Source organism: Kaistia sp. 32K (assembly GCF_016629525.1).
GTDB lineage: Bacteria > Pseudomonadota > Alphaproteobacteria > Rhizobiales > Kaistiaceae > Kaistia.
The window spans coordinates 2,653,950-2,680,083 of record NZ_AP024269.1 but is presented as its reverse complement, the minus strand read 5'-3'; the positions used below and the strand labels follow the sequence as shown (position 1 = coordinate 2,680,083).

Below are 26,134 nucleotides of genomic sequence, written 5' to 3'. Positions count from 1 at the left end.
GCTTCGCGACTCGTGGGGGTTCGGCGGTTCTATGCGCCTTCCCGACCGTCAAGAACAGCCTGAATCGATCCGGGCGATCCCGGCGTGCTTTTCCCGGCCAGGTTGCGGCCTCGCCGTGTCGGGCAAGACGGAGTTTCCCCAGCGTTTCCGCGCGGTTGGGAGGGGCGGGCAGGGCGGCTTTCTTCACTAAGCCGGCGTGTCATCCGAGCGTTACGGGCGGCGGGCTAAGCGGTGGCCCGTCGCGCCGGACCTGGCGCTCAACCCCTTTGTGAGGCTCTCCATGACCGCCAAGCTCCTCGGCGCCGTCGGCACCTTTGCCGTCGCAGCGCTGCTCGCCGGCCCCGCCGCGGCCGACAAGACCAAGATCGATTTCTGGTTCGGCAATTCGGGCGATATCGCCAAGCGCGTCCAGGAGCAGTGCGAGCGCTTCAACGCCAGCCAGGGCGACTACGAAGTCGTCTGCACCAGCCAGGGCACGTACGACGCTTCGCTGCAGAACACCATCGCCGCCTTCCGCGCCGGCCAGCAGCCGACGATCGCGCAGGTCTCGGACGCCGGCACCCTCGACATCATGCTGTCGGGCGCCTTCTACCCGGCCAACAAGCTCATGACCGACATGGGCTACACGGTCGACTGGAAGGACTATTTCTCCGGTATCTCCAGCTACTATGCGACGTCGAAGGGCGAGATGTTCTCGTTCCCCTTCAACTCCTCGACCGCGCTGCTCTACTGGAACAAGGACGCCTTCGCCAAGATCGGCAAGGACCATGCTCCGGCAACGTGGGAAGAAGCCGCGGCCGATTTCAAGGCGCTGAAGGCGGCCGGCTATGCCTGCCCGCTCGGCTTCAACATCTCGCGTGACGAAGTCTGGCAGCTCGAAGAGCAGTTCAACGCCATCCATGGCGAGCCGATCGCCACCAAGCGCAACGGCTTTGACGGCCTCGACGCCGAACTGACCTTCAACAAGGGCAAGTGGGTCCAGTTCGTCAAGGATCTCAAGGGCTGGTACGACAACGGCGAAGCCGTCATCAAGTCGAAGGAAACCGGCCAGACCTTCGTCGAAGCCTTTGCGAACGGTGACTGCCAGGTCATCCTGACCTCGGTCGGCGATCACGGCAACATCGGCCGCACCGCCAAGGAAGGCATGAACTGGGACGTCGCGATGCTCCCGGTCTACGAAGGCACGGCGCGCAAGAGCTCCTTCGTCGGCGGCGCTTCGCTCTGGGTCCTCTCCGGCAAGTCCGAGCCCGAATACAAGGCCGCTGCCGCCTTCTTCAACTTCATCGCCAAGCCGGAAGAAGCGCTGACCTGGTCGACCGTGACCGGCTACATCCCGGTCCGCAACTCGGGCTTCCAGTACCTGAACGAGCAGGGCTTCTACGCCAAGGCTCCGTACAAGGGTCGTGAACTGGCGATCGCCAGCCTGACCGCCTCGCCGGCCGAAGATCCGGCTCCGCATGGCATCCGTCTCGGCGGCCTGCTGCAGATCCGCCAGGAAGTCTCCAACGGCCTGCAGGCGATCTTCATCAAGAACGAGGACGTCCAGGCCTCGCTCGACGCCGCCGCCGATCGCGGCAACCAGATCCTGCGCAAGTTCGAGCAGACCTACGCCGGCAAGACGCTGCCGTAGTCTCCGCGGGTTCGAACTCCCCACCCCGCCCTCCTCGCCCTACGGGGAGGGACAAGGGAGGCCGGGCGGAACGTGGCCCGTTCACGTTCCGCCTATTTCTCGATCCGGCCGGATGCCCCATGCGCCGAGCCGGATCCAGGTTGTCGCCGCCCCGTCGCAGGGCGTCGACAGCCTGAACAACGAGACCATCCGATGGAAAAGCGCGCCACCTTCTCATCCACGACGATCGGCCTTCTGTTCGTGCTGCCGATGCTCGTGCTGATCTTCGTCTTCTTCTACTGGCCGAGCGGCCAGGCCCTCTACTGGGCCTTCACGCTCGAGCAGCCCTGGGGCGGCGGCAACACCTGGGTGGGTCTGCAGAATTTCCGCCAGCTGCTCGCCGATCCCTACTATTGGGGCGCGATTTCCCGCAGCATGGTATTCGGCCTCGGCTCGACCGGCATCGCCATGGGCGTCGCGCTGATCCTGGCGCTTTTCACCGATCGCGAGATGCGCGGCCACAAGGCCTATCGCAGCATCTTCATCTGGCCCTACGCCATCGCCGCGCCGGCGCTCGGTCTCGCCTTCCGCTTCATCCTCGCGCCCGAGGCGGGCTTCATGTCGCTGATCAACCAGGTCTGGCCCGGCCTGTGGAATCCGGCGCTCCACGGCACCGACGCGATGATCGCCGTCATCATCGCCTTCTCGTGGAAATATATCGGCTACAACTTCATCTTCTTCCTCTCGGCGCTGCAGAGCATTCCCCGCTCGCTGATCGAGGCGGCGGCGATGGATGGCTCCGGCCCGATGCGCCGCGTCTGGGATATCCAGCTGCCGCTTTTGACGCCGACCCTGTTCTTCCTGCTCGTGATCAACATCACCGAGAGCTTCCAGGACAGTTTCGGCATCGTCGACATCATGACCCAGGGCGGCCCGGCGAGGGCGACCGAGCTCATGGTCTACAAGATCTATTTCGACGGCTTCAAAGGGCTCGACTATTCCGGCGCCGCCGCGCAGTCGATCATCCTGATGGGCCTCGTCGTCCTCCTCACCATCGTGCAGTTCCGCTTCATCGAGCGGCGCGTGCACTACAAATAGGGGGCGGATCCGATGGTCGAACGCACACCCATCTTCAATGCCATCTGCCAGATCGTTCTCCTGATCGGCCTGGTCGCGGTCCTGCTTCCCTTCGTCATCGTCGTCGTCGCGGCGACGCATGACATCCGGACCGTCAACACGGTGCCGATGCCGCTGATGCCGGGCTCGGACCTGTTCGTCAATCTGCACGAGGCCTGGGTTCGCGCCGATCTCGGCCGCAAGCTCTTCAACTCGCTGCTGTTCGCGGGCGCTGTCGCGGCCGGCAAGGTGCTCCTGTCGTCGATGGCCGCCTTCGCCATCGTCTATTTCCGCTTCCCCGGCCGGTCGCTGATCTTCTGGATGATCTTCATCACGCTGATGCTGCCGCTCGAAGTCCGCATTGTGCCGACCTACGCGGTCGCCGCCAACGCGCTGGCGCCGTTCCAGGCGATCCTGAACATCACCGGGGTCACCTGGCTGGTCCAGACCGTCTCCGGGGTGCAGATCAAGCTCGAATGGGGCCTGCTCAATTCCTATCTCGGCCTGATCCTGCCGCTCGTCGCCACCGCGACCGGCACGTTCCTGTACCGCCAGTTCTACCTGACGGTGCCGGACGAACTGGCGGAAGCGGCGAAGATGGACGGCTCCGGCCCGGTCCGCTTCTTCGTCGACATCCTGTTTCCGCTGTCGAAGCCGAACATGATCGCGCTCTTCACCATCATGTTCGTCTGGTCGTGGAACCAGTATCTCTGGCCGCTCCTGATCACCACCGATCCGAATTTCGGCATCGCCGTGACGCAGCTGAAGAACCTCATTCCCTCTGAATTCGGTCTGCCGGACTGGAACGTCGCCATGGCGGGGACGCTCATCATCATGGCGCCGCCCCTCATCGTCGTGATCCTGATGCAGCGCTGGTTCGTGCGCGGCCTGATCTCGACCGAGAAGTGATCTGAAAGGCCAAAACCGATGTCGTCCATTGCCATCCGGGGCGTCCGGAAAGCCTATTCGAAGAACGCCGTCGTGCACGGCGTCGATCTCGAAATCGCCGCCGGCGAATTCATCGTCATCCTCGGCCCGTCCGGCTGCGGCAAGTCCACGCTGCTCCGGATGATCGCCGGGCTGGAGGAGATCTCCGGCGGCGAGATCCGGATCGACGGCAGGGTCGTGAACGATCTGGAGCCGCGCGAGCGCGGCTGCGCCATGGTGTTCCAGAACTACGCGCTCTATCCGCACATGACGGTGGCCGAGAACATCGGCTATGCGTTGAAGGTCGCCGGCGTGCCGAAGGCCGAGCGGATGAAGCGCGTCGCCGCCACCGCCAAGGTCGTCGGCCTCGAGGCCTTTCTCGACCGCCGTCCGGCGGCGCTTTCCGGCGGCCAGCGCCAGCGCGTCGCCATGGGCCGCGCCATCGTGCGCGAGCCGAAGGTGTTCCTGTTCGACGAGCCGCTCTCCAATCTCGACGCCAAGCTGCGCGTCGCCATGCGCGCCGAGATCCGCCGCCTGCACCGCCGTCTCGGCGCGACGTCCGTTTTCGTCACGCATGACCAGACCGAGGCGATGACGCTGGGCGACCGGCTCGTCGTCATGAATGGCGGCCGCATCGAGCAGGTCGGTACGCCTGCCGAGGTCTACAACCGTCCGGCCACCCGCTTCGTCGCCAATTTCGTCGGCTCGCCGTCGATGAACCTGATGGAAGGCACGATCGATCGGCACGGCGTCTTCATCTATGACGAGCAGCGCCAGATCCCGCTTCCCGGCGCCGTCGAGGCCCGCCTCGTCGGCCACAAGGTCGCGCTCGGTGTCCGCGCCGAAGCCGCGAAGCTGGTCGAGCCCGGCACGCCCGGCTCTATCCCCGCCACGGTCGATTTCATCGAGGAGCTCGGCGCCGGCCGTGTCGTGCATACGGATTTCGACGGACTCTCCTTCGCCGTCGCGCTGAACGACGCCGCCGTGTTCAAGACCGGCGACGCCGTCGGCGTCCGGATCGATCCGGCCGACGTGCACCTCTACGCGAACGACACCGGCCTGCGCATCGACTTCGTCGCGACGCAGCCTGCCGCCACCGCCCTCTGACCCGGAGACCCGTCATGACCCAGGACCTGAGCTCGCAAGACCTGATCTCGCAAGACCGGATCACCCATGTCGGCTTCACAACCACGGCCGACGCGGGGGACATGAATCATATCGAGGCCTCGCTGGCCCGCATCGTCGAGCTCGGCGCCGACGTGGCCGAGCTGTCGCTCTGCGGCGACGATTTGATCGCCGGCGGCCGCGTCATCGAAAGCCGCGCCAGGCGGCTCGCCGATATCTGCGCCAAGTTCCCGCTGCGCTACACGGTTCACGGCCTGATCGTCTCGAACTTCATGGACGCCGAGAACCTCGAATTCCAGAAGGCCGCCGCGTGCGCGATGGTCGAGTTGAGCCATCGCGTCGGTTCCGACATCCTCGTGCATCACAGCGGCCATGCGCCGATGGCGCCCGCCCGCGTCATCGCCGGCTATGACCGCATGCAGGCGGACGCGCTGAAGGAGCTCGCCGATTTCGCCGGCAAGCACGATGTCCGCGTCGCGCTCGAGAACATCTTCGCCGTCGACGACGAGATGTATCGCCAGCAGCCTTCCGAGGTCGCCGCGACGGTCCAGGCGATCAACCATCCCTATCTCGTCACGACGATCGATTTCGGCCACGCCTATATCGAGGCGACCCGCACCGGCGGCGACTTTCTCGCCGAGGTCGCGGCGATGAGCCCGGTCGCCGGCCATCTGCATGTGCACGACAATTTCGGCCGTCCCTACACCCTGTCGAAGTTCTACCACCAGAGCGAGGCGATCGCGCTTGGGATCGGCGACCTGCACCTGCCGCTCGGCTGGGGCGACCTGCCGTGGGAGACCGTGTTCGACACCCTCGACGTGCTGCCCGGCACGGCGCTGATCATGGAGATCGGCGAACGTTTCGACGCCGAGCGGGCCGAGTCGATCGAAAAGGCGCGCGCGCTCGCCGCCCGCCTCAACGCCCGCCACGCGGCCCGCGCCGCCTGATCGCGGGCTTGCCGGCCTATTCCCAGCCGAACACGCTGCGGCCGGCGTAGCTCGCCGACCGTTCGCGCTCGTCGGCGATCATTTCTTCCACGCTCGGGCCGGTGGCGACGCGCTCCAGCCGGCGCGCCTGCTCGTCGAGCCGGCGGAGCGCCTCCATCTCCTCGGTCTCGCCAAGCTTCGCCTTTTGCACGGCCGAGGTCATTACGCGGATGGTGTGGTCGTAGACGCGCAGCGGCACGGGGAAGGGGTGGCGGTCCTTGCCGCCATGCGCGAAGGAGAACCGAGCGGGATCGCTGAAGCGATACGGCGCGCCATGCATCACCTCGGCCACCATCGCCAACGCCTGCACGGTGCGGGCGCCGACGCCGGGCACCAGCAGCAGGTCGGCATAGTCGACCGGTCCCTGTTCGGCGGCGGCGGCCAGCGCGCCATGCAGGCGGCGCGTCACCACATCGCTCGAACGGACGTCGTGATGCGCCGGCAGGATCAGATGCGGCAGCAGCGGCTGCTCCACTGGCAGCGGCTCCGCCGGCTCGGCCGCCTTCGCCCGCAGCGCGGCAAATTCCAGCGCTATTCTGTCGGGGCCGAGATCGGCCAGCATGTCGAGCTGGCCGTCGCGCGAGGCCCCGGCGCGCTTGTCGGTCAGGTTGACGATCTCGCCCTGCCGGGGGCCGTCGATCGCCGCATGCGGCGCCTCGACGAAGCTGGTCAGCCCTTCCGACAGCCAGTGATAGCGCCGCGCCTGCCGGGTCGCGTCGCTCATGCCCTGCTGCACGACGACCCAATGGCCGTCATCGGCGACGATGAAGCCGTGCAGATAGAGGTCGAAGCCGTCCTGGATGGCGGCGCTGTCGACTTTGGCGACGAGGCGGCTCGCCTTGGCCAGCGCCGCGCCGTCGAAGCCGACGCGATCGCCGATGCCGATCAGCTCCTGCGGCGTCTGCCGCGAATGCCGCCCCTTGCCGCCGCAGACATGGATGCCGAGTTCGCCGGAGAGCGGCGCCAGCCCGCGCTTCAGCGCGCCGAGCACGCTGGTGGTGATCCCGGACGAATGCCAGTCCATGCCCATGACGGCGCCGAAGGACTGGAACCAGAACGGATGGGCGAGGCGGCGGAGCAGCTCGTCGCGGCCATATTCCTGGACGATCGCCTCGCTGATCACGGCGCCAAGCCGGGTCATCCGGTCGGCAAGCCACCGCGGCACATGCCCGCCATGCAAAGGCAGATCCGCGCTCCCGGCTCGCCTGGCCATCCCTGATTTCACCCCTGCTCGAGACTTCGTCGGCCCATGTCTAGCACGGCAAGGGCTCCTGATCCCGTTCGCGGTCGAACGCTGGTAGCAGGACGCCGGCACCCCAAATGGTTGTAATGGTGCCTTCCCGTCAGCTTGCAATATAGTCATGTGCGATTAATAGGTAGGCCATCCGTCGGAGTCGTCGAGGTCCGCCTACAAGCGAACTGAGCGCCTTCGGACCGGTTTTCCTCAATCGGCGCTCCGATCCGCCAAGCCACCACCACCCCATTGCGCCAGCCTCCGCGCCTTCAGGGCGCGGCACGCTTGCGCCCGAAACTGCGAATTCGAGAATGCCAAGCCCCGCCTTTCGTACCGACATCAACGGCCTTCGCGCCTGGGCCGTCGTCTCCGTCATCCTGTTCCACTTCGGCATTTCCGGTTTCTCCGGCGGATTCGTCGGCGTCGATGTGTTCTTCGTCCTGTCCGGATTCCTGATGGCCGGAATCGTGCTCGCCGGCGTGGAAAAGGTCGCGAGCGGAAAGCAGACGGCCGGAAACTTCCTGGCGAATTTCTATCTCGCCCGCGCTCGCCGGATCCTTCCCGCGCTGCTGGTGCTCTGCGCCGTGCTGATGATCCTCGGCTGGAGCGCGCTGTCGCCGCAGGAATACCGGCTTCTTGGACGGCACACGGTCACGGCGCTCGCCTTCGTGTCGAACATCCGGTTCAGCCGTGAATTCGGATATTTCGACATCGATGCGCACCAGAAGATCCTGCTGCACACCTGGTCGCTGGCGGTCGAGTGGCAGTTTTATCTGCTCTTCCCGATCGTCGTCCTGGTGCTGTGGCGGCTGATGCCCAGCCGGCGGAAGCTGACGCTCGCCCTGGCGGGGTTCGCGCTCGGCTCGCTCCTGCTTTCGGTCTTCACTTCGGCGACCTATCCCGAGCGGGCATTCTTCCTGCTGCCATGGCGGGCCTGGGAACTGCTGGCCGGCGCGTTGGTCTTTCTGCTTGCCAGGACCCAGCTCAACGGCAGGAGCACCCAGATTGGGCTCGAAATCGTCGGCATCGCCCTGATCCTCGGTTCGGTCCTGCTGTTGGATTCGTCCGTCGCCTGGCCGGGCTGGCGGGCCGCGATCCCCGTGGTCGGGACCGCGCTGGTCCTGGTCGCCGGTCGACAGGATTCCTGGTTGACGGGAACCGCGGTCGCCCAATGGCTGGGGCGCTGCTCCTATTCGCTCTACCTCTGGCATTGGCCGGTCGTTTTTGGGCTGTTCTATTTCGACCTGCAGAAGGATCCGGTCGCCATCGCCTGCGGATTTTTCGCGACGGCGGCGCTCGGCTGGCTCTCCTACCGCTTCGTCGAAACACCCGCGCGCGTCGGTCTCTCCCGATTGCCCCTGCGCGCCGGATATGCGGCGATCCTGGTCGCGCTCCTCGCCGTCATCGTCCCGAGCGAAGTGGTGAAGATGAGGGATGGCTTCCCGGCGCGCCTGTCACCCGAGGTCGTCGCCATTTTCGCGGAAGCGCGCAACAAGAATCCGCGGTTTGAGGAGTGCCATGTGCTGGGGCAGAAAGCCGTCCCCGAGTGCATCTACGGCGGTCCAAAGCTGGGCGTGATCGTCCTCGGCGACAGCCATGCGGGCGCCATCATCCGATCGGTGGAGAAAGTGCTGCCGGACCCCGAACTCCATGTGCTCGACTGGACGCGGGCGGGCTGCCGGACGATCAGCGGCATGAAGCCGAATACCCCGGACGACGTGAGATGCGTCGAGTTCGTGGACTATGCGCTGCGAAAAATCGAGACGCTGCCGGAGGCTCCGCTGGTGATCCTGAACCGGACTGGCATCGACACGGACCCGCATGAAGGCGACATGACGAAAACGGCGCGGAAGCGGGATCAGGCCTTCTACGACGATGTGCGGGAGAAGCTCGTGGCGACGACGTGCGCGTTCGCCCGCACGCGTCCCGTCTATCTCGTCCGCCCCATCCCCGAAATGCCCGTCAACGTTCCTGTGACCCTGGGACGAGCCGCCTTGCTCGGCATTCCGAGGGAGGTTTCCATCTCGCTGGAAGAATACCACCAGCGGCATGCCTTCGTCTGGGCGGCCCAGGACCTGGCGGCGCAGCGCTGCGGCGTGAAGATCCTCGATCCCTTGCCCTATCTCTGCACCGATGGCCGCTGCCGGGGGGCCTTCGACGGCCTGCCGATCTACTATGACGACGACCACCTCAGCGAGCGCGGCGGCAACCGGTTGATTCCGATGTTGCGGCAGATCTTCGAGGAGCCACCGGTTGCCTCAGAGCAACAGCAATCGTCGTAGCAGCGTCTCGCCGCGCTTGCGTTGGTTGGCCGAGCGGCTGGATCGGAGCAGTTTCGGCAGCTTTCCCGCGGCGAAGGCCTCGACCACCTTGGCGTGGACATAGCTCTTGCGGGTGACGGCGGGCGTGTTGCCGAGGTGCTCCGAGACCTGCCGCATCACGGCGGCGACCTGGCGGCGGCGCGCCGTTTCGCTGGCCTCCGGCTCGAGGCGGGCGAAATGCTCGGCCGCGATGGCGTTGGCGGCCAGCATGCGCAGATCCTTCGCCGTGATCGGCGCGCCGGACACCTCGCGCAGATAGGCGTTGATGTCAGGCGCGCGGATGGGGCGGACGGCGCCGTCGGCATCGAGATATTGCAGAAGCCGGCGGCCGGGCAGGGTGGTGATGCGCCCGAGCGCCCGCGCCAGCGACGAATGCACCACCGTGCAGCGGAAGCGCGTGCCGCCCTTGCCGCGAAAGCAGAGCAGCACGCGGCTGCGGCCGAGCACCGATTGCCGCTTCAGGAGGGTGGCGGCGCCGCGCGCGCCCGACGTGCTCAGATAGGGTTCCGAGCCGACGCGGATATGGGTCTCGTCGAGGATCGCCACGGCGCAGGCGAGCGCCTTGCGACGGTCCAGCTCGCGCCGCGCCAGATCGCGCCGCACCGTCGCGCGGAGCTTCGGCAGCACGGCGATCAGCCCGTCCAGCCGCCCGACCTTTCGCGCCTCGCGAACGATCGTCCAGGCCTCGTGATAGCGATGCTGCCAGCGCCCGGCCGCGTCGCGGCCGATCGCCTGCAGATGCGAGGCGGGATTGGCGGCGATGCGGACGGAATCATAGGCGGGCGGAATGGCGAGGTGGGCGATCCGTTCGAGGTCGCTCTTCGAGCGGATCCGCTTTCCCCTCGCATCGAAATAGAGAAAGCCCTTGCCGCGCCGGCGGCGCCGGATGGTGAGGCCCTCGACGCCCTCCATGTCGAGTTCCGCCGCGATTTCGGCCTCGGAATCCGGCTCGTCCTTGGTGTCGGACATCGCGTCCGCGCCCTATCGCACGGCCTTCCGTTGCAGCGGCTTGCCGCTTTGCCCGGGCCGGGGCGTCGCCATATCCGCGGAAGGTTGCAGCTGGGCCCCATCCGACGGGCTCTTGGCAAGGTTGCCGACGGCCGTGGCCCAGTGGTCGAGCGGGTGCGACCAGATGGGCCGGCCGCTTGCCTCCCAGATCCTCTGGGCTTCGGAATGGATCGCCGCTTCGGAGAATGAAGACATCCGGTATCCTCGTTCGATGGGCACGGGACTTTCAAAGCGGCAACGAAAGACCCTGGCGAGAAGTTCCGCTGGTCGCCTGCTTTCTCCGAGCGAGGGGAACGAAGCGCCCGAACCTGCCGTTTTAATCCGGCTTGTCGGGGGCGGGCTGGAGGAACCCATGGAGCGATATTTCGAGAAATTCGCCAATGCGACGGCGCGAGCGACGGGCAGCTCGGCGGCGTTTCTCATCTGTCTCGCCGCCGTCCTGGTCTGGGCCGCCACCGGACCGATCTTTCATTTCTCCGAGAACTGGCAACTCGTCATCAATACCGGCACGACGATCGTCACCTTCCTGATGGTCTTCCTGATCCAGAACACCCAGAACCGTGACAGCGTCGCGCTGCAGACCAAGCTCGACGAACTGATCCGCTCATCGCAGGCGGAAGACGAGTTCATCGGTATCGAAAGGCTGACGGACCGTGAACTGGAAGCTCTGCACGCGAAATGCGAGGCGGCTGCGAAGCGGGCGCATTCGGCGTTGGCGCGGACCCGGGCCGAGAAGGAGGCCCGCCGCGCCGCGTGAAGGTCGGCGCGGGGACACCCTGGTGGGTCTGGCGCGGAAGCGGTCCGCGCCAGCTTTATTGATCACTGCATCAGCTGGACCATGTCGCGGAAGATCTCCAGATCCGCGCGCGCGTCGGCGAGCGAGGTCTTCGGTATGCGCTTCTCGGTGACGTTGGCGTGGAAGTCGCGCCATTCGACGCCGAAGGAATCGTAGCGCGTCGGGAAGCTGGTGTCGGACGAGGTGCCGGCCGGGCCGTGTCCCTTCAGGATGGTCAGCTTGGCCGGCAGGTGGCGGATATAGGGCGTGTCATAGTCGATGCGCAGGATCTCGGTCGGCGTGACGACTTCCAGATGCGCGTCGAAATGTGGGATCTGGTCGACGGCGGTCTCGAACTGGCAGACGAAGTGGCCGTAGTCGAAGGTCGCCGTGATCACCCGGCCGCCATTGTGCTGGGTTGCGTTCAGGACGGCTTTCGGCCGGCCGAGCAGTTCCCGCATCGCCGAGATGTCGTGGCTGGAAAGGCCGAGCAGCAGGTTGTAGGCGTTGAACTTCGGGCCTTCGCCGACGCCGACGGCGGCCTTGGCCGCGGCGCTCATGCGGCTGCGGCCTTCTTCCAGGACGGCCTCGGGCACGTCCTTGCCGCGCGCGACATTCGAGGTCGAGTCGATGATCCTGGCGTTGGGGCCGATGACGTCATGCACGCGGGCGAGGAGGATGTCGCCGCGCCGGCTCTCGAGATGCTTGACCGCCTCGGTGAAGGCGGGGGCGTAGCGCCGCATGAAGCCGACCTGGACGGTGACGCCGGCCTTTTCTGCCGCCGCCTCGAGCGCGTCGGCTTCGGCGAGCGAGACGCAGAACGGCTTCTCGATCAGCACATGCTTGCCGGCCTGCATGGCGGCGATCGCCACCTCCGCGTGGTAGACATTCGGGTTGGCGACGAGGACCGCGTCGACCTGGTCGGACGTCACCAGGTCACGATAGTCGGCGTGGCGGGCGGCCGCCGGCCACTGGGAACCCACCGTATCGAGAACGGACGGGCTGACGTCGCAAAGGGCCGTGACGCGGAAGAGATCGGGCAGATCTCGCAGCGCAGGCAGATGGATGACCTGCGCGACCTCGCCACAGCCGACGATGCCGACGCGGATTTGCTGGGACACGATGCGTTTCCTTGAATTTGTTGGTCTTGGTCGGGGAGGGGATTGGAAGGGTCAGCCTTTGACGCCGCCGGAGACCGCGCCGTAGGTGATCCATTTCTGGATGCCGAGGAACAGGATGAAGGTCGGGATCACCGTGACCGTCGCGGCGGCCATCAGGCTTCCCCAGTCGGTCGAATATTGCTGCATGAACATCGTGATGCCGACCGGCAGCGTCATCGACTCCTGGTCGCGTAGGAAGACGTTGGCGACGAAGAACTCGTTGTAGGAGAACAGGAACGAGAAGATGCCGATCGCCGCGAGACCCGGGCCCGAAAGCGGCAGGACGATGCGGACGAAGGCGCCGAAGCGCGAGCAGCCATCGACGAGGGCGGCGTCCTCCAGCTCGCGCGGGATGGTGTCGAAGAAGGCGCGCGCCATCCAGGTCGCGAACGGCAGATGCACCACCGTGTAGAGGATGATCACCGAGAGCGGGCTGTTGATCAGGCCGAGCGTGCGGAACAGGATGAACAGCGGGATCAGCGCCAGGATGATCGGGAACATCTGGACGACGAAGAGCGCCCGCGAATAGCCGGTGATCAGCCTGCCGCGGAAGCGGGAGAGGGCATAGCCGGCAAGTGCCGCGACCGCCGCGCTGGTGATCGTGCTGACGCCCGAGACGGTGAAGGAATTCCAGAGGAAGGTCCAGAAATTCGTCCGTTCGTTCAGGTAGCGATAATTGGCGACGGTGAGGTCATGCGGCAGGATCGTCGTCCGGTTCACCAGCTGCTCGGTCGTCTGGAACGAGTTCATCACCATCAGGATGATCGGCAGGTTGACGATCACGGTGATGAGCACGAGCAGCCAGAACAGGCCCCAGCGCTTGCGGGAGGAAGCGAGATTGTTCATGTCAGCGCTCCCTCTGCCGGCGAAGCAGGATGACGACGAGCACCATCAGGATCGCGAGGGTGACGAAGGAAACGGCGGAGCCGAGGCCGACATCGTTGCGTCCGAAGGTGTAGCGATAGGCGAGCAGCACCAGGTTCTCGGTGGCGTTGGCCGGTCCGCCCTGCGTCAGCAGCCATGGCGTGTCGAAGTCGTTGACCGTCCAGATCGTCATCAGGAGGCAGAGCACGATCGAGATGTTGCGAAGCTGCGGCAGCGTCACATAGCGGAACTGGTTCCAGCGTGACGCGCCGTCGAGGGCGGCGGCCTCGTAGAGGCTGCGGTCGATGCCCTGCAGCGCGGCGAGCAGCGACAGCATCATGAACGGGAAGGAGCGCCAGATCTTGATGGCGATGACGGCGGCGATCGCCCAGTTCTCGTCGCTCAGGAAGTAGATCGGGCTGCCCCCGAACACACCGATGATCTGGTTGAAGAGGGCGTGCTGGTCCGCCATCATCCAGCGCCAGCTGACGATCGACACGATCGACGGCACGATCCAGGGCAGGAGCAGCGCGACGCGGAAGAAGCCGCGGAACGGCACGTCCTGGTTCATGAGCAGCGCCAGCCCGAGGCCGAGCACATAGCAGCCGATCACGTTGAAGACGGCGAAGACGAGGCTGAACCAGAGCGCGTGCAGGAAGTCCGCCGATTGCAGCAGGCGGGCGTAGTTGTCGAACCCGACGAACTTGCCGGTCTTCAGCAGCGAGCCGCTCGTGAAGCCGTAATAGAACCCGGTCAGCATCGGATAGGCGATGACCGCGAGCATCAGGAAGATCGAGGGCGCGAGCAGCCAGAAGGGGAGCGAATTGCCTGATCGCAACCACTCCCTGGCGCTTGCGCGCCAGGTCATGGTTTCGTCGGCAAGCATGGGCCGAACCGACACGGGACTATTCCTTCAGGATGGACTTGAGCCGCGATTCAGCGGTGTCGACGATCGGGCCGACCGGCTTGCCCTGCCAGAGCTGCTGGGCGAAGGCCTGCATGGCGCCTTCGCCTTCGAGGTCGTTCAGGGCGGGGAAGATGCCGGCCGCGTTGGTGGCCGTGGTCTTGCCGACCGGGACGTAGTGCTCCAGCACGTAGGCGCGGGCGTCGTCCTTCTTGAAGTAGTCGTCGGCGGCGATCGAGGCGCGCGCCGGCAGCTGGCCGGAATTGCCCTTGGTCCAGAGCGGCAGCTGGTTCTTCGACCACCACTTCAGGAACGTCTTCGTCTCTTCCGGGTGCTTGGTCTGCTCGTAGACCATGATGTTGTTGACCCAGAAGATCGTTCCCTTGTCGCCATGCATGCCGGCGAGCGGCGGCACGACGCCGATATTGGCGGCCTGGTCGCCCGCCTGCGCGATCAGGCCGGGACCGTCGAGCGTGAAGGCGGCGTGGCCGCGGTTGAAGGCGGAGCGGCGGTCGTCACTGTTGTAGCCGGTGCTGGCGGGGCTGACGGAGCCGTCGGCGACCATGCCGGCGAGCGCCTCGAAGGCCTCGACATTGCGCTCGTTCTTCAGGTCGAGCTTGCGATCGGGGGTGAAGAGCCCGCCGCCATTGTTGAGAAGGGCGTTATAGAGGAAGTGCGATCCGCCCGTGTCGCCGGAGGCGACGATGCCGTAGCGGCCGTCCTTGGTGGTCGCCTTGGCGGCGGCGCGGAGCTCCTCCCAGGTCGTCGGAACCTTGACGCCGGCCTGTTCGAGCAGGTCCTTGCGGTAGAACCAGACGCGGATGTCGAGGCCCCAGGGCAGCGCGACATAGTGGTCGTCATAGCGCAGCGTATCGACCGTATTCGGCAGGAAATCGGCCAGCTCGCCGTCCTTCTTCAGCTCCTCGACGACGTCGTCGATCGGCCGAATCGCGCCCTGATCGTAGAGCTGCACCGCCTGATAGCCGGCGCCGGTCGACAGGTCCGGCGCGGTGCCCGAGCTGATCGCGGTGACGAAGGTCTGGTACCAGTTGTTCCACGGAACGGAGCGGTACTCGACCTGGATCTCCGGATGTTCCTTGTTGAACTGGGCCACCAGTTCCTTGGCCGAGTCGATATACTCGGGCGGGCCCCAGATCATGTCCCAGAAGTTGAGTTTGACGGCTTCCTGGGCCGAGGCGGCGATCGGGGCCAGGCCGATCAGGGCGGCGGCGGCGATGGACGCAAGCATTCCTGCCGCGCGGATGCGCGGACGTGCACGATGATTCACGACGTTTCCTCCAGTATCTTGATTTTTGGGTCGTCAGCGAAGCGGTAGGGGCGTTCTCCTCTGTCTGGTCTGGATCGAGCCGGTGGCTAGCCGCGTATCGTTGGCGCGATACGGGGAACCGGTCCGGTCGATTCACGAAGGATGAGCTGGGGGGAGAGGGTGACGGTGCGCGGCGTGTGATCGGGGTTCTCGATCGCCGCCAGCGCGAGCTGAAAGGCCGTCAGGCCGAGTTTCGCCATCGGCTGGGCGACGGAGGTGAGACGCGGCGCGAGATGCGCGGCGAGCGTATCGTCGAAACCGACGACCGACAGATCGTCCGGGATCCGCAGCCTCGCCTCATAGGTGGCGCGGAGAACGCCGGCGGCGAGGATGTCGCAGGCGGCGAGCACGGCGGTGGGCGGCTCCTTCAGCGCCAGCAGCGCCTGCATGTGGCGATAGCCCTCGATGTTGGAGCCGTCGTCGAGGCGCGAATATTCGCCGAGGCGGACGAGCTCGGGATCGGGCGAGACGCCGGCCTCGCGCAGCGCGTCGAGATAGGCGCCGAGACGTTCGTCCTCGATCGAGTGGGGCTCGCCCGCCCAGTGCGGATAGAGGGCCGGGTCGCCGCCGATGAAGCCGATCCGGCGGTGGCCGAGCTGCAGCAGGTGCTGCATCGCCATGGCGATGCCTTGGCGATTGTCGACGAGGACGGCGTCCGTATCGCCGCTCTGGCGGCGCTCGATCTGGACGACGGGCATCTCGGCCGCCTTGAGGATCGCCAGGCTCTCGCCATCGATCGGATAGGTGAAAATGACCGCGTCGACCTGGCGCTCGATAAAGCGCTCGACGCCGAACCGCTCGGCTTCCTTGTTCTTGTAGTGATTGAACAGCAGCGACTTGTAGCCGTGGCGCAGCGCCTCGCCCTCGACCGCCCTGGCGACGTGGGCGAAAAACGGATTGCTGGTCATTTCCAAAAGGATATGGCCGATCGTGAAGGTGCGCTGGGTGCGCAGGCTGCGGGCCATGACATTGGGCCGGTAGCCTGTCACCCGCACGGCCTGCTCGACCCGCAACCGCGTCTCGTCGCCGACATAGCCGGTGGCGCTCAGAACGCGTGCCACGGTGGCGCGGGAGACCCCGGCTTCACGAGCGACATCGAGCAGGGTGATGGATCTGGGCTTCATGCGGCTCTCGTCTGAGATCGATCTCACATGAGTATGAGATCGATCTCAGAGTCGTTTCAAGCGGATTCTGATGCGTCCCTTTGAAAAAGTCGGAGTCACGCAGTGAAGGTTGCTACGCGGGCGCTCGGTCGCCGCGGATCGCGCTCAGTCGGTCTGATCGACGAAGCGCTGGATCAGCCAGCGCGCCGCCGGGCCCGGCGGACTGTGCGTCCGGTAGAGGGCATGCAGCAGATAGCGGCCGCTGCCGATTTCCGGGAGGTCCAGCCGGACGAGCCTGCCGGCGGCGAGATCCTCGCTAATCGTCGGTATCGGCATGTTGCCCCAGCCGGTCCCGGCCAGAAGCAGGGCGCGCTTGGCGCCGAGATCCGCCAGCCGCCAGGCCTCGGCGGCGAAAATGCCGACATCGTCGCCTTCCTCGAACTGCGAGCGCACCGTGAGGATGAGCTGGCGGTGGCGGCGCGCCTCGCCGGGTTTGGCGGCGCCCTGCAGCTGGGCCAGCGGGTGGCCGGGGGCGGCGACCGGGATCATCTCGACGTCGCCCAGGCTGATCATCTCGAGCCCGCCGCCGACGATGCGCATGCCGCCGCCGAAGCCGACCGTCGCGATGCCGCGCTGCACGAGCTGCGGAACCGCGCCCAGCGCCTCCATGTAGAGCCGCAGTTTCACGGTCGGGAAGGTGGTCTCGAAGGCCTTCAGGGCGTCGGCGACGCGCGCCGGCGGGAACATCACGTCGACGACGACGGTCAACTCCGCCTCCAGTCCGTCCAGCAGGCCCCTTACGCTGGCGCGCAGGTCGTCGACGCCGGAGGAGACCGCATGCGCCTTGGCCAGTACCGCCTGGCCGGCATCCGTCAGGACCGGTTTTCGCGTGTGCTCGCGGTCGAACAGCTTCACCCCGAGCTGCTGTTCCAGATTGGCGATGGTGTAGCTGACGGCCGAGGTCGCACGGTTCAGCTTGCGGGCCGCCCCGGCGAAGCTGCCGATTTCGACCACCGTCAGGAAGACCCGGATCTGGTCCAGGCTGGGGGTACCGATGGCGGGCAAGTATCCATTCTCCTGAACGATGGCGCCCGATCCGGGCTCTGTCCGCTGGAAAGTCGAAGCTCCGGCCGGCGATCGGCCCGGTGGGCCGGCGTTGGATCGTTCGAATTCCTTGAACGTATCTGTCGGAATTATACGCGTTTTGCCGGATGAAGTCGGGGTCTAATTGTGAGGGGAGGGTCGCAGCAAAGTCGCACGATCGCTCGGATTTACGGGCTGCGGAGGGATCGTCCTTTCCGGCGGCCGAAGGCAAAGGACCTGACCCATGAACAACACCCTGAACGGCACGGCCGCTGTCGGCCGTCTTCTCATCGGCATTCTGTTTCTCCTGAGCGGCCTCAGCAAGCTCGGCGCCGCGGCCGCCACCCAGGGCTATATCGCCTCGGTGGGCCTGCCGGCGCCGCTGCTCGCCTATCTCGGCGCGGTCGTCGTCGAAGTCGGCGGCAGCCTTCTCCTCATCGCAGGCTATCGCGTCCGTCCGGTCGCGGCCGTGATGGCGGTTTTCACGCTGATGGCCGCCTTCTTCTTCCACAACAACCTCGCCGACCAGAACACGATGATCCATTTCATGAAGAACATCGCCATCACCGGCGGTCTGCTTCAGGTCGTCGCCTATGGCGCTGGTTCGTTCAGCCTCGACGCGCGCCGTGCGCGTCGTGAGCCGGAAGGTTCCATCCAGCAGCCGCGCGCCCTGTCCGCGTGAGCCTGCTCCGGGCCGTCCGGGTGGGGGCACCAAAGCACCACCCGGACGGCGCCTTTCCCTGATCTCCTGTCAGCAGGTTCGCCATGTCCTCCATCGCCCAATCTCTGCGCGTCGCCCGATCGGTCGCCCTGAAGACCCGCGGCCGGACCCGCGGCATGATCACCCGCTTCATCAGCCCGAGCGATCTCGGCGAAGTCCTGAAGCCGTTCGTCTTCCTCGATCTGTTCGACAATGGCGGCGAGACGTTCCACGGCTTCGGACTGCACCCTCATTCGGGCATCGCCACCGTGACCTACATGGCCGAGGGCAGCGTCAGCTACGAAGACACCAACGGCATGACCGGCATGCTGCCCGAGGGCGGCGTCGAATGGATGCTGGCGGGCAAGGGTGTCTGGCATGGCGGCGGCGCCGGCGATCCCGGCCGCGCCTGGGGATTCCAGCTCTGGATCGCGCTGCCGCCGCATCTGGAGCTTGGCCCCTCCGCGAGCCTCTATCAGGGACCCGCCGATATCCCGAAGGTCGGGCCGGTGCGCGTGCTGCTCGGCGCCTATCTCGGCGTCGCCAACGAGATCGAGCCGCCGTCGTCCATCGCCTATCTCGCCGTGGTGCTGCGCGCCGGCGAGGAATGGACCTACGTGCCGCCGGTTGGCCACGAGGTACTCTGGGTCGCCGTCGGTCGCGGCGCCGTGGCGACGGCATCGGGCCGCATCGAGGCCGGCGAAATGGCGATCTTCGAGCCCGGCGCGGAGCCGGTGACGTTCTGGGCCGACGAGGACAGCCATTTCGTGCTCGGCTCCGCCGTGCCGCATCCGCATGAGCTGGTGCTCGGCTACTACTCGGTCCACACCTCGGCCGCCGCGCTCGAGGCGGGGGAGACCCGCATCCGCGAGATCGAGGGCGAGTTGGTCCGCGACGGCCGGCTCTGATCGGCGTGAGGGATACCGCGTCATGAAGATCGTCACCGCCAATGGCGCCCATATTCCCGCCATCGGGTTCGGAACCTACGGCATGGCGCGGGACGAGATGCTGCGGATGATCCCGGCGGCGCTCGACGCCGGCTTCCGCCACATCGATACCGCGCAGATCTATCGCAACGAGGCCGAGGTCGGCGAATGCGTCGCCGCCTCTGGCATCCCCCGCGCCGAGCTGTTCCTGACGACGAAGGTCTGGGTGTCGAACTACGGGCGCCGGGCGTTCGCTCCCTCGGTGGAGGAGAGCCTCCGCCGCCTGCGCACCGACCATATCGACCTGCTGCTGCTGCATTGGCCGGCCGGCAGCGACGTGCCGCTCGCCGAGCAGATCGGCAGCCTCAACGAGGTGGCGCGATCGGGCAAGGTCCGCCACATCGGCGTGAGCAACTTCAACAGAGCCCTGCTGCGGCAGGCGGTGAAGCTCTCCAACGCGCCGCTCGTCACCAACCAGTTCGAATATCACCCGTTCCTCGACCAGTCGGTGCTGATCGAGGCGACGCGCGAGGCCGGCATGGCGGTGACCGCCTATTGCGGCATGTCGGTCGGTCGGGTCTTCTCCGAACCCGTCCTGCTCCAGATCGCGGCGAACCACGGTCGCAGCGTCGCACAGGTCGTGCTGCGCTGGCTCGTCCAGCAGCACCAGGTGGTCGCCCTGTCGCGCACCACCCGACCCGACCGCGTCGCGGAGAACCTTGCGATCTCGGATTTCGAGCTCGGCCCGCATGAGATGGACGGGATCGCCGCGCTCGCTCGCCCGAACAGCCGCATCGTCAGCCCGCCGGTCCTGTCGCCGGCATGGGACTGAGCCGGGCATTTTCGACGCCCGGCCGCCGGTCTTGACCCTAGGGCTGGCTCAGGGAGACGAGGGGCGCGTATCGGTCCAGTCGACCATCAGCTTGCGCTCGGCGAACAGCCAGGCGCCATCCTGCTTGCGGAACGTGTCGAGATAGCGGATCGACGCCACCATCAGGGTCCGCGTCTCGCCCGTGACGGTCAGGTGGTGGGCGATGCAATAGCTCTCGCCCGTCGCCGTATCTCCGTCGACCTCGACCGTGCTCTGGCCGTTGAAATGCGTCGTCGCCTGATAGGTGTTGAGATTGTCGAACACCGGCGCGAGCGCCTCCCGGCCATGCAGGACCTGCGTCGGCTCGGCCACGCGGCTGTCCATGAAGACCTGAAAGACCGTGTCGGTCGTGAACAGGTTCATCTGCCCGCGGGCATCCCGCCGGTCGGCGCAATGGGCATAGGCATCGACCAACTGGCGGATCGCCAGCCGGTCGGCGGCTTCTTCCGGCGAAATCGAGGTGTGAAGGGTCATTCCGGGGGGATCCTATCGTTCCTGGAGGGCAGTACTGACGACGGCGATATGCGTCGCGATCAGCGCGCGGAGATCGGCGCTGTCGGTCGCGATGTCCTTGAAACCCTTGAGGGCGTAGACGATCGATCGCGCGAGGGCCGGCGTCGACAGTTCGAGCGGGGATCGCTCGAGAGCGTTTCGCAGCAGGTCGCCGATCAGATCCTCGAAGGCCTGGTAGCCGGCGCAGACCGACTTGAAGCCGAGATCGAACATGTCGCGCGCGTCGGGGTGGGCCTGCACCAGGTCATAGCCGTCGGCGGCCCAGGCGTTGCAGGCATAGAGGAGCTTGCCGGCGAGGGTGGGGAATTCCGCAGTGCCGGCCCGGACTTCGGCGAGCTTCGTCTCGACCATCGTCTCGACGACCGCCTGAAACACCGATTCCTTATCGGGAAAGGTCAGGTAGAGGGTCGGTCGCGTCAGGCCCGAAGCCTTGGCGATGTCGGCCATCGTGGTGCGGCCGAAGCCGTAGCGTAGGAATACCGGCGTCGCGGCGTCGACGACGGACGCCCGGCGAATGTCAGCTGTCTTGTTCATGCTGACATTCTGACATGTTGTCGAATTATGTCAATAATCGCAATCCGAGCAGACCCGGCGGGCTACAAGCCGTCCCGTTCCGCGCGGGCGTCACGCTCCAGATAGCGGAAGAGGTCGACGATGATGTCGGCCGGTCGCGGCACACCGGCGCCGCCCGCGGCCAGATAGTGCTGGATCGAGCCGAGCGTGGCCGAGCGGACCAGATAGCTCAGGCGTTGCGGATCGCCGTTGGGGAGGGTGCCGCTGGCCTGCTCCGCCTCGGTCGCCTCGATATACATCTCGTCCCAGCGCAGCATGGCGTTGCGCAGATCCTCCCGCTCGCCGCGCGGCCATTGCTGGATCAGCAGCCGGAAGCGCTCGGGATGGGCGAGCGCCCACTCGGCGAAGATCAGCGTCAGCGTCTGCACCGTGGCCGGGCTCTTCTGCTCTCCGGCGATCCGGCACATCGCGATGATCTCGCGGGCGATCAGCGCTTCCAGGATGTCCTGTTTGTTCGAGAAGTGGCGGTAGGGCGCGTTGTGCGAAACGCCGACGGCGCTGCCGACATCGCGCAGGGTGACAGCCGCAGCACCTGCGTTATCGAGCAGGTCGGCGGCGGCGGAAAGGAGATCTTCGAACCGGGATGAGCGCATGCGGCATCATGGGTGGCCGCGTTGACAGCGTCAACCCTGCTACCTATGTTGACAATGTCCACATGACGGTCGGGTCGCGGCTCCGCAATCGGAACCGAAGGCCGCGCGGGGTAGGGGACGCCGTTCGGCGGCGACCGCCACGGGGCGAATGAACTCGCAATGCATGCGCTTGGATGCCGGCTTCGGCATCAGGTTGGAGAAGACTATGACCGGAAGACTAGAGGGCAAGGTTGCCATCGTAACGGGCGGTTCGCGCGGACAGGGTGCGTCGCACGTGCGCGCCTTCGTCAGAGAGGGCGCCAAGGTCGCGTTCACGGATATCCGGGTCGAGCTGGGCGAGGAACTGGCGAAGGAACTGGGCGACGACGTGCTGTTCATCCAGCAGGACGTCTCCAAGCCGGAAGACTGGGATCGTGTCGTCGCCGAGACGGAGGCCGCCTTCGGTCCGATCAACATCCTCGTCAACAATGCCGGCATCGTCCTGCTCAAGGAGATCGAGGATACGAGCTACGAGGAATATCTGAAGATCGTCGCCGTCAACCAGCACAGCGTGTTCCTAGGCATGAAGGCCGTGGTGCCGTCCATGCGGCGCGCTGGTTCCGGCTCGATCGTCAACGTCTCGTCCGCCGCCGTCAATCGCGGCGTCAAGGGCAACATCGCCTACACCGCCGCCAAGGCGGCGATCGGCGGCATGAGCCGCGTCGCGGCGCTCGACCTCGCCGAGTACAATATTCGCGTCAACACCGTGCTGCCGGGCATCATCCTGACGCCGCTGGTCGACGAGCCGGATCCGGAGCGCGTCGCCGCGATCAACGCCCGTATCCCGGTCAAGCGCCTCGCCTCGGTCGAGGAGGTCTCGAACCTGATCGTTTATCTCGCCTCGGATGAATCGAGCTATTCGACCGCCTCGGAATTCACCGTGGATGGCGGCCTTACCGCCTGAGTTCTGTCGGTTCGAGGAGGCCGGCCGGCTGTCTGCCGGTCGGTCTCACGACCTGACTGAAGGCGGGCAGGGGCGTCGAGCCTCGGCGGGATTACCCTACCCCCGCCGCCGGCGCCCCTGCCTCCCCGCCCATTAGCCCGTTGCGCAGCGGAGCGCTCATGAAGACCCTCTATTCGACCAAGGTGGACGTCGTCGGCGGCCGCAACGGCACCGCAACCAGCGATGATGGTCTCCTCGCCCTGAAGCTGGCGCAGCCCGTCGCCATCGGCGGACGCGGCGGCGCGCCGAACCCGGAGCAATTGTTCGCCGCGGGCTATGCCGGCTGCTTCGGCAGCGCCGTCATCCATGTCGCGCGCGGCCGGCACAGGATTTCCGACGATCAGGTCGCGGTTGCCGCAACCGTCGGGCTCGTCTCGAAGGATGACGGCCAGATCGCCTTGACGGTCGCACTCGATGTGACGATCGACGGCGTCGATCCCGAGACGGCCGAGGCGATCGTCGCGGAAGCCCACCGCACCTGCCCGTACTCCAACGCGGTCCGCGGCAACATCGACGTGCAGATTTCCGTCACCGCCCGGTAGACGCATCGGGTCTTGCTGGCCGCGCCGTTCCATGCGGGCAGCGCCGACCGGGCTTCATTCATCGGGATCCCGGCCACACCAGCCGGGCAGGTAGTTGGCCTGCTTCGATTTGGCCAGCTTGAGCGCCTTCTTGAGCGCTCCCCCATAATCATGGTCCACGCGATCCCCGATGCGTCGGCGCAGGAACTCGGCCCAGAGAAACTCGCTGTAGAGGGTCGTGTCCTTCGCGAAGCCGCCCTGGCGCCGGAGCTCTCCGGCGAGGGATCGGAAGGGATCGTCCTTCAGTTTCTCGATCGTCTTCGGGATGTCGGCGCTTGTCCGAAGGATCCCGTCCCGGTCGTAGAGGTAGACCCAGTTCATTCTCTCCATGACGAACCAGAATTCGCCGCGGGAGAGGGCGCTCAGATCCGCCATCGGATTGATCACCACCTGGCTGACGCCCTCCAGATGGAGCGCGAGCGCCAGGTGGTGATGATCCAGAATGTAGCTGTGTCCCTTCGGGCCGCTCACCACCGGGATCTGGTGATAGCTCTGCAGGTCGTCCTTGCTGAACCCGGTTTGCCGCAACCTGCGTCGTCTCAGCTCGACCTCGCGGAATCCGGCCGTCAACTGGGTCGGACGGAGGCTCAGAATATCGATTATCCGCATGACTGTTCTCTCTTGGGCACGGGATAGGTTTCGAGACGAGCCTCCTCGAAACAGGCGAGATGAGAACGCGTCGGCCGCCCTAAGGTTCAGATCATGGCCAGGGACGTCCGACGCCGGGATCGGCCTCATCAGTCGATCTGCTTCGCCCGCCCCGCCCCGAGACCGAGCAGGCCCATGACCACGCAGACCGCCGTGCAGATCAGGAGGGGCGTGGTCCAGGATCCGGACCCGTCATGCAGATAGCCGATCGCAGGCGGCGCGCCGGCCGCGACGAGATAGCCGACGCTCTGGGCCATCGCGGAGAGCGCGGCGGCTTGCCTCGGATTGGCGGCCCTGAGGCTGATGAAGGCGAGCCCCAGGATGAAGGTCGCGCCGGCGCCGACGCCGAAGAGGGCGCTCCAGAGGATCCCCCAGCCGGGCTTCAGCATCAGCCCGATCAGCGAAAGGGCGGTGACGGCAGCGACCCCGACGGCGATCGCCCTTTGATCCTTCATCCGGCCGACAATGGCCCCGAGGAACAGGCCCGGAATCGCGGTGGCCAGCTGCGACACGCCGTGCAGCGAGCCGGCGGCGGCCGGCGAATATCCCGCCTCGGTCAGCATGACCGGAAGCCAGGTGACGACAACGTAGTAGACGAGGGAGTTCAGGCCGAAGAAGAACGTGACCTGCCATGCGAGCGGAGAATGCCAGACCTTGCCGCCATGGGGCGGCGTCGGCGTGGCGGCTGCCGGCGCGCTGTGCCCCTTGAGCTGCGGAATCCAGGCCAGCATCGCGACGAGCGGAAAGACGAGGAAGGCCCCGAGCGCCCAGTTCCAGCCCGACCCCGGCAGGTTGGCGATCGGCACGGCGGCGACGGAGGCCAGCGAAGCCACCACGCCGGCGGTCAAGGCATAGGTGCTCGTCAGAACGGCGATCCGGTGCGAAAAGTCCCGCTTGACCAGGCTCGGCAGCAGGACGTTGGCGATGGCGATCCCCAGGCCGATCACGCCGGTGCCCAGAAACAGCGTCCACTGTTCGCCCCACGACCGGATGATGATGCCGGCCGCGGTCAGAAGCAGCGCGATGAAGAGGCTGCGCTCGAGCCCGTATTCGCGTGCCAGCAGCACGCAGAAGGGCGATGCGCCGGCAAAGATCAGCAGAGGCAAGGTGGTGAGGATGCCGGCCTCGGCGGTCCCGAGCGAAAACGCATCGCGGATCGCATCGAGCAGCGGGGCGACGCCGGTGATCGGCGCCCTCAGATTTGCGGCGATCAGCAGAACGCCGACCAGGAGCAGGACGGGCCGTCCAGCGGCCGCAATGCGTTTTCTTGTCATTTGAACCAGCCTTCCGATTGGAATGCTGGTCGTTTAGCCGATTGGCTGGCTCGAAGAATTTCGATATTCTGCCACAAAATATCGAAAAATGGCCAAAGCGTTGAAGCAGCTGAAATCGGCGATCGCAGCCTATGTTCCCGACCGGTCGCGGGTGCCTGCCGTGGCCCTGCACCTCGATTTCGCGGACTATGAAGCGGAAGTCCCCATGCACCGGCACCGCAAGGGCCAGCTCGTGCTCGCGCATCATGGCGCCGTGACCTGCACCGCCGCCGGCGGTCTGTGGATCGTGCCGCCCCATTGCGGCGTCTGGATTCCGGGCGGCATCGATCACAGCAACACGGCGACGGCCAATGCGCGCCTTTCCTATCTGTTCGTCGAACCCGATGCGGCGAGCTTGCCGGGCGAGTGCTGCATTCTGGCCGTCACCCCGCTGGTCCGGGAACTGATCGACCGGCTTGCGGAATTCGGCGACGGCTACTCGGAGGAGAGCCACGCAGGCCGGCTGGCGCGGATCCTGCTGGACGAGCTGACCGCCATGCCGCAGGAGCCGCTGCGCCTGCCGGTATCCGATCATCCCAAGATCGAGCAGCTCGCCCGCATGCTGACGGCCAATCCGGGAGACCGCAGCCGGCTGGACGAGTGGGCTGCGAGGCTGGCCCTCAGCGAGCGCTCGCTGTCGCGCCTGATCGAGCAGGAGACGGGCCTGACCTTCGGCCGCTGGCGGCAACGCCTGCACCTGCTCGTCGCCCTGCGCGAACTCGCGAGCGGCGCCACGGTTCAGCGCGTCTCCGAGGCCTTGGGCTATGAGTCGGTGACCGCCTTCATCACCATGTTCAAGAAGTCGGTAGGCGAGACGCCTGCCCGGTATTTCGCGCGGCTGAAGAGCGGCCCCTAGGCGCTGGTGGAACGCGATCCAGTCGCCTGAAAACCG

The 26,134-nt window shown here is 66.1% G+C and carries 26 protein-coding genes; 13 read left to right on the top strand and 13 right to left on the bottom strand.

All coding sequences use genetic code 11. The features are described from left to right. The first annotated feature begins 280 nt into the window (after window positions 1–280). The 5 genes from K32_RS12300 to K32_RS12280 all read left to right on the top strand — a co-directional run bounded on the left by K32_RS12300 (window position 281) and on the right by K32_RS12280 (window position 5,724). Entirely contained in the window at window positions 281–1,630 is a 1,350-nt protein-coding gene (locus K32_RS12300; RefSeq protein ID WP_201399819.1) for an extracellular solute-binding protein, read from the top strand. A gap of 192 nt (window positions 1,631–1,822) precedes the next feature. Further along, on the top strand, window positions 1,823–2,707 hold the full coding sequence (locus tag K32_RS12295; RefSeq protein ID WP_201399818.1) for a carbohydrate ABC transporter permease: 885 nt from the start codon (window positions 1,823–1,825) through the stop codon (window positions 2,705–2,707). Window positions 2,708–2,719: 12 nt separating this feature from the next. Next, on the top strand, window positions 2,720–3,634 hold the full coding sequence (locus K32_RS12290; RefSeq protein WP_201399817.1) for an ABC transporter permease subunit: 915 nt from the start codon (window positions 2,720–2,722) through the stop codon (window positions 3,632–3,634). Window positions 3,635–3,652: 18 nt separating this feature from the next. Continuing rightward, window positions 3,653–4,759, top strand: a complete 1,107-nt coding sequence (locus K32_RS12285; RefSeq protein WP_201404276.1) for an ABC transporter ATP-binding protein — start codon at window positions 3,653–3,655, stop codon at window positions 4,757–4,759. Between the two features lie 14 nt (window positions 4,760–4,773). Continuing rightward, entirely contained in the window at window positions 4,774–5,724 is a 951-nt protein-coding gene (locus tag K32_RS12280) for a sugar phosphate isomerase/epimerase (protein WP_201404275.1), read from the top strand. Window positions 5,725–5,740: 16 nt separating this feature from the next. On the opposite strand, the gene K32_RS12275 is transcribed toward K32_RS12280, so the two are convergent. Then, window positions 5,741–6,976 carry a DUF763 domain-containing protein gene (locus K32_RS12275; protein ID WP_201404274.1) on the bottom strand — a complete coding sequence of 412 codons (1,236 nt, stop codon included), beginning with the start codon at window positions 6,974–6,976 and terminating at the stop codon, window positions 5,741–5,743. A 332-nt stretch (window positions 6,977–7,308) separates the two neighbouring features. Here K32_RS12275 and K32_RS12270 point away from each other — a divergent pair, with 332 nt between their 5' ends. After that, window positions 7,309–9,279 carry an acyltransferase family protein gene (locus K32_RS12270; protein WP_201404273.1) on the top strand — a complete coding sequence of 657 codons (1,971 nt, stop codon included), beginning with the start codon at window positions 7,309–7,311 and terminating at the stop codon, window positions 9,277–9,279. Here the strand turns inward: K32_RS12270 and K32_RS12265 are convergent. Beyond that, window positions 9,256–10,287 carry a DNA topoisomerase IB gene (locus tag K32_RS12265; protein ID WP_201404272.1) on the bottom strand — a complete coding sequence of 344 codons (1,032 nt, stop codon included), beginning with the start codon at window positions 10,285–10,287 and terminating at the stop codon, window positions 9,256–9,258. The two genes, K32_RS12270 and K32_RS12265, sit on opposite strands and share 24 nt — an antisense overlap. A gap of 391 nt (window positions 10,288–10,678) precedes the next feature. Here K32_RS12265 and K32_RS12260 point away from each other — a divergent pair, with 391 nt between their 5' ends. Continuing rightward, window positions 10,679–11,083 (top strand): low affinity iron permease family protein, encoded by a 405-nt coding sequence (locus tag K32_RS12260; RefSeq protein WP_201404271.1) that lies wholly within the window; start codon window positions 10,679–10,681, stop codon window positions 11,081–11,083. 62 nt (window positions 11,084–11,145) lie between these two features. Here the strand turns inward: K32_RS12260 and K32_RS12255 are convergent, their stop codons facing one another. The 6 genes from K32_RS12255 to K32_RS12230 all read right to left on the bottom strand — a co-directional run bounded on the left by K32_RS12255 (window position 11,146) and on the right by K32_RS12230 (window position 17,524). Further along, window positions 11,146–12,222, bottom strand: coding sequence for a Gfo/Idh/MocA family protein (locus K32_RS12255; protein WP_201404270.1), 1,077 nt, complete (start codon window positions 12,220–12,222; stop codon window positions 11,146–11,148). A gap of 51 nt (window positions 12,223–12,273) precedes the next feature. Beyond that, window positions 12,274–13,107: a carbohydrate ABC transporter permease gene (locus K32_RS12250; RefSeq protein WP_201404269.1), complete on the bottom strand. Its 834-nt coding sequence runs from the start codon at window positions 13,105–13,107 to the stop codon at window positions 12,274–12,276. Window position 13,108: 1 nt separating this feature from the next. Continuing rightward, window positions 13,109–14,026: a carbohydrate ABC transporter permease gene (locus K32_RS12245; RefSeq protein WP_244669948.1), complete on the bottom strand. Its 918-nt coding sequence runs from the start codon at window positions 14,024–14,026 to the stop codon at window positions 13,109–13,111. Window positions 14,027–14,030: 4 nt separating this feature from the next. After that, complete coding sequence (locus K32_RS12240; RefSeq protein WP_244669947.1) at window positions 14,031–15,317, bottom strand: sugar ABC transporter substrate-binding protein; 1,287 nt, start codon at window positions 15,315–15,317, stop codon at window positions 14,031–14,033. A gap of 86 nt (window positions 15,318–15,403) precedes the next feature. After that, the gene (locus tag K32_RS12235) at window positions 15,404–16,480 is read right to left on the bottom strand and encodes a LacI family DNA-binding transcriptional regulator (protein WP_201404268.1); all 1,077 of its coding nucleotides are present in this window, start codon (window positions 16,478–16,480) and stop codon (window positions 15,404–15,406) included. Window positions 16,481–16,624: 144 nt separating this feature from the next. Next, on the bottom strand, window positions 16,625–17,524 hold the full coding sequence (locus tag K32_RS12230) for a LysR family transcriptional regulator (RefSeq protein WP_201404267.1): 900 nt from the start codon (window positions 17,522–17,524) through the stop codon (window positions 16,625–16,627). Between the two features lie 262 nt (window positions 17,525–17,786). Between K32_RS12230 and K32_RS12225 the strand changes: the two genes are divergently transcribed. The 3 genes from K32_RS12225 (at window position 17,787) to K32_RS12215 (ending at window position 20,000) form a co-directional block, all read left to right on the top strand. Beyond that, window positions 17,787–18,224, top strand: coding sequence for a DoxX family protein (locus K32_RS12225; protein WP_201404266.1), 438 nt, complete (start codon window positions 17,787–17,789; stop codon window positions 18,222–18,224). Window positions 18,225–18,307: 83 nt separating this feature from the next. Next, window positions 18,308–19,150: a pirin family protein gene (locus K32_RS12220; protein ID WP_201404265.1), complete on the top strand. Its 843-nt coding sequence runs from the start codon at window positions 18,308–18,310 to the stop codon at window positions 19,148–19,150. Between the two features lie 22 nt (window positions 19,151–19,172). Then, window positions 19,173–20,000, top strand: coding sequence for an aldo/keto reductase (locus K32_RS12215; protein WP_201404264.1), 828 nt, complete (start codon window positions 19,173–19,175; stop codon window positions 19,998–20,000). Window positions 20,001–20,048: 48 nt separating this feature from the next. Here K32_RS12215 and K32_RS12210 read toward each other — a convergent pair whose 3' ends face one another. From K32_RS12210 to K32_RS12200, 3 genes are all read right to left on the bottom strand, one after another. Continuing rightward, window positions 20,049–20,513 carry a nuclear transport factor 2 family protein gene (locus K32_RS12210; protein ID WP_201404263.1) on the bottom strand — a complete coding sequence of 155 codons (465 nt, stop codon included), beginning with the start codon at window positions 20,511–20,513 and terminating at the stop codon, window positions 20,049–20,051. A gap of 12 nt (window positions 20,514–20,525) precedes the next feature. Beyond that, complete coding sequence (locus K32_RS12205; protein ID WP_201404262.1) at window positions 20,526–21,086, bottom strand: TetR/AcrR family transcriptional regulator; 561 nt, start codon at window positions 21,084–21,086, stop codon at window positions 20,526–20,528. A gap of 62 nt (window positions 21,087–21,148) precedes the next feature. Continuing rightward, window positions 21,149–21,718, bottom strand: coding sequence for a TetR/AcrR family transcriptional regulator (locus K32_RS12200; RefSeq protein WP_201404261.1), 570 nt, complete (start codon window positions 21,716–21,718; stop codon window positions 21,149–21,151). Window positions 21,719–21,923: 205 nt separating this feature from the next. Here K32_RS12200 and K32_RS12195 point away from each other — a divergent pair, with 205 nt between their 5' ends. Then, window positions 21,924–22,661: an SDR family NAD(P)-dependent oxidoreductase gene (locus K32_RS12195; RefSeq protein ID WP_201404260.1), complete on the top strand. Its 738-nt coding sequence runs from the start codon at window positions 21,924–21,926 to the stop codon at window positions 22,659–22,661. Between the two features lie 158 nt (window positions 22,662–22,819). Next, window positions 22,820–23,242: an organic hydroperoxide resistance protein gene (locus K32_RS12190; protein ID WP_201404259.1), complete on the top strand. Its 423-nt coding sequence runs from the start codon at window positions 22,820–22,822 to the stop codon at window positions 23,240–23,242. 54 nt (window positions 23,243–23,296) lie between these two features. Here the strand turns inward: K32_RS12190 and K32_RS12185 are convergent, their stop codons facing one another. Further along, window positions 23,297–23,890, bottom strand: coding sequence for a ParB-like protein (locus tag K32_RS12185; RefSeq protein WP_201404258.1), 594 nt, complete (start codon window positions 23,888–23,890; stop codon window positions 23,297–23,299). Window positions 23,891–24,018: 128 nt separating this feature from the next. Then, complete coding sequence (locus K32_RS12180) at window positions 24,019–25,203, bottom strand: MFS transporter (RefSeq protein WP_201404257.1); 1,185 nt, start codon at window positions 25,201–25,203, stop codon at window positions 24,019–24,021. Between the two features lie 88 nt (window positions 25,204–25,291). Here K32_RS12180 and K32_RS12175 point away from each other — a divergent pair, with 88 nt between their 5' ends. After that, the gene (locus K32_RS12175; protein WP_201404256.1) at window positions 25,292–26,098 is read left to right on the top strand and encodes a helix-turn-helix domain-containing protein; all 807 of its coding nucleotides are present in this window, start codon (window positions 25,292–25,294) and stop codon (window positions 26,096–26,098) included. Window positions 26,099–26,134 lie beyond the last annotated feature (36 nt).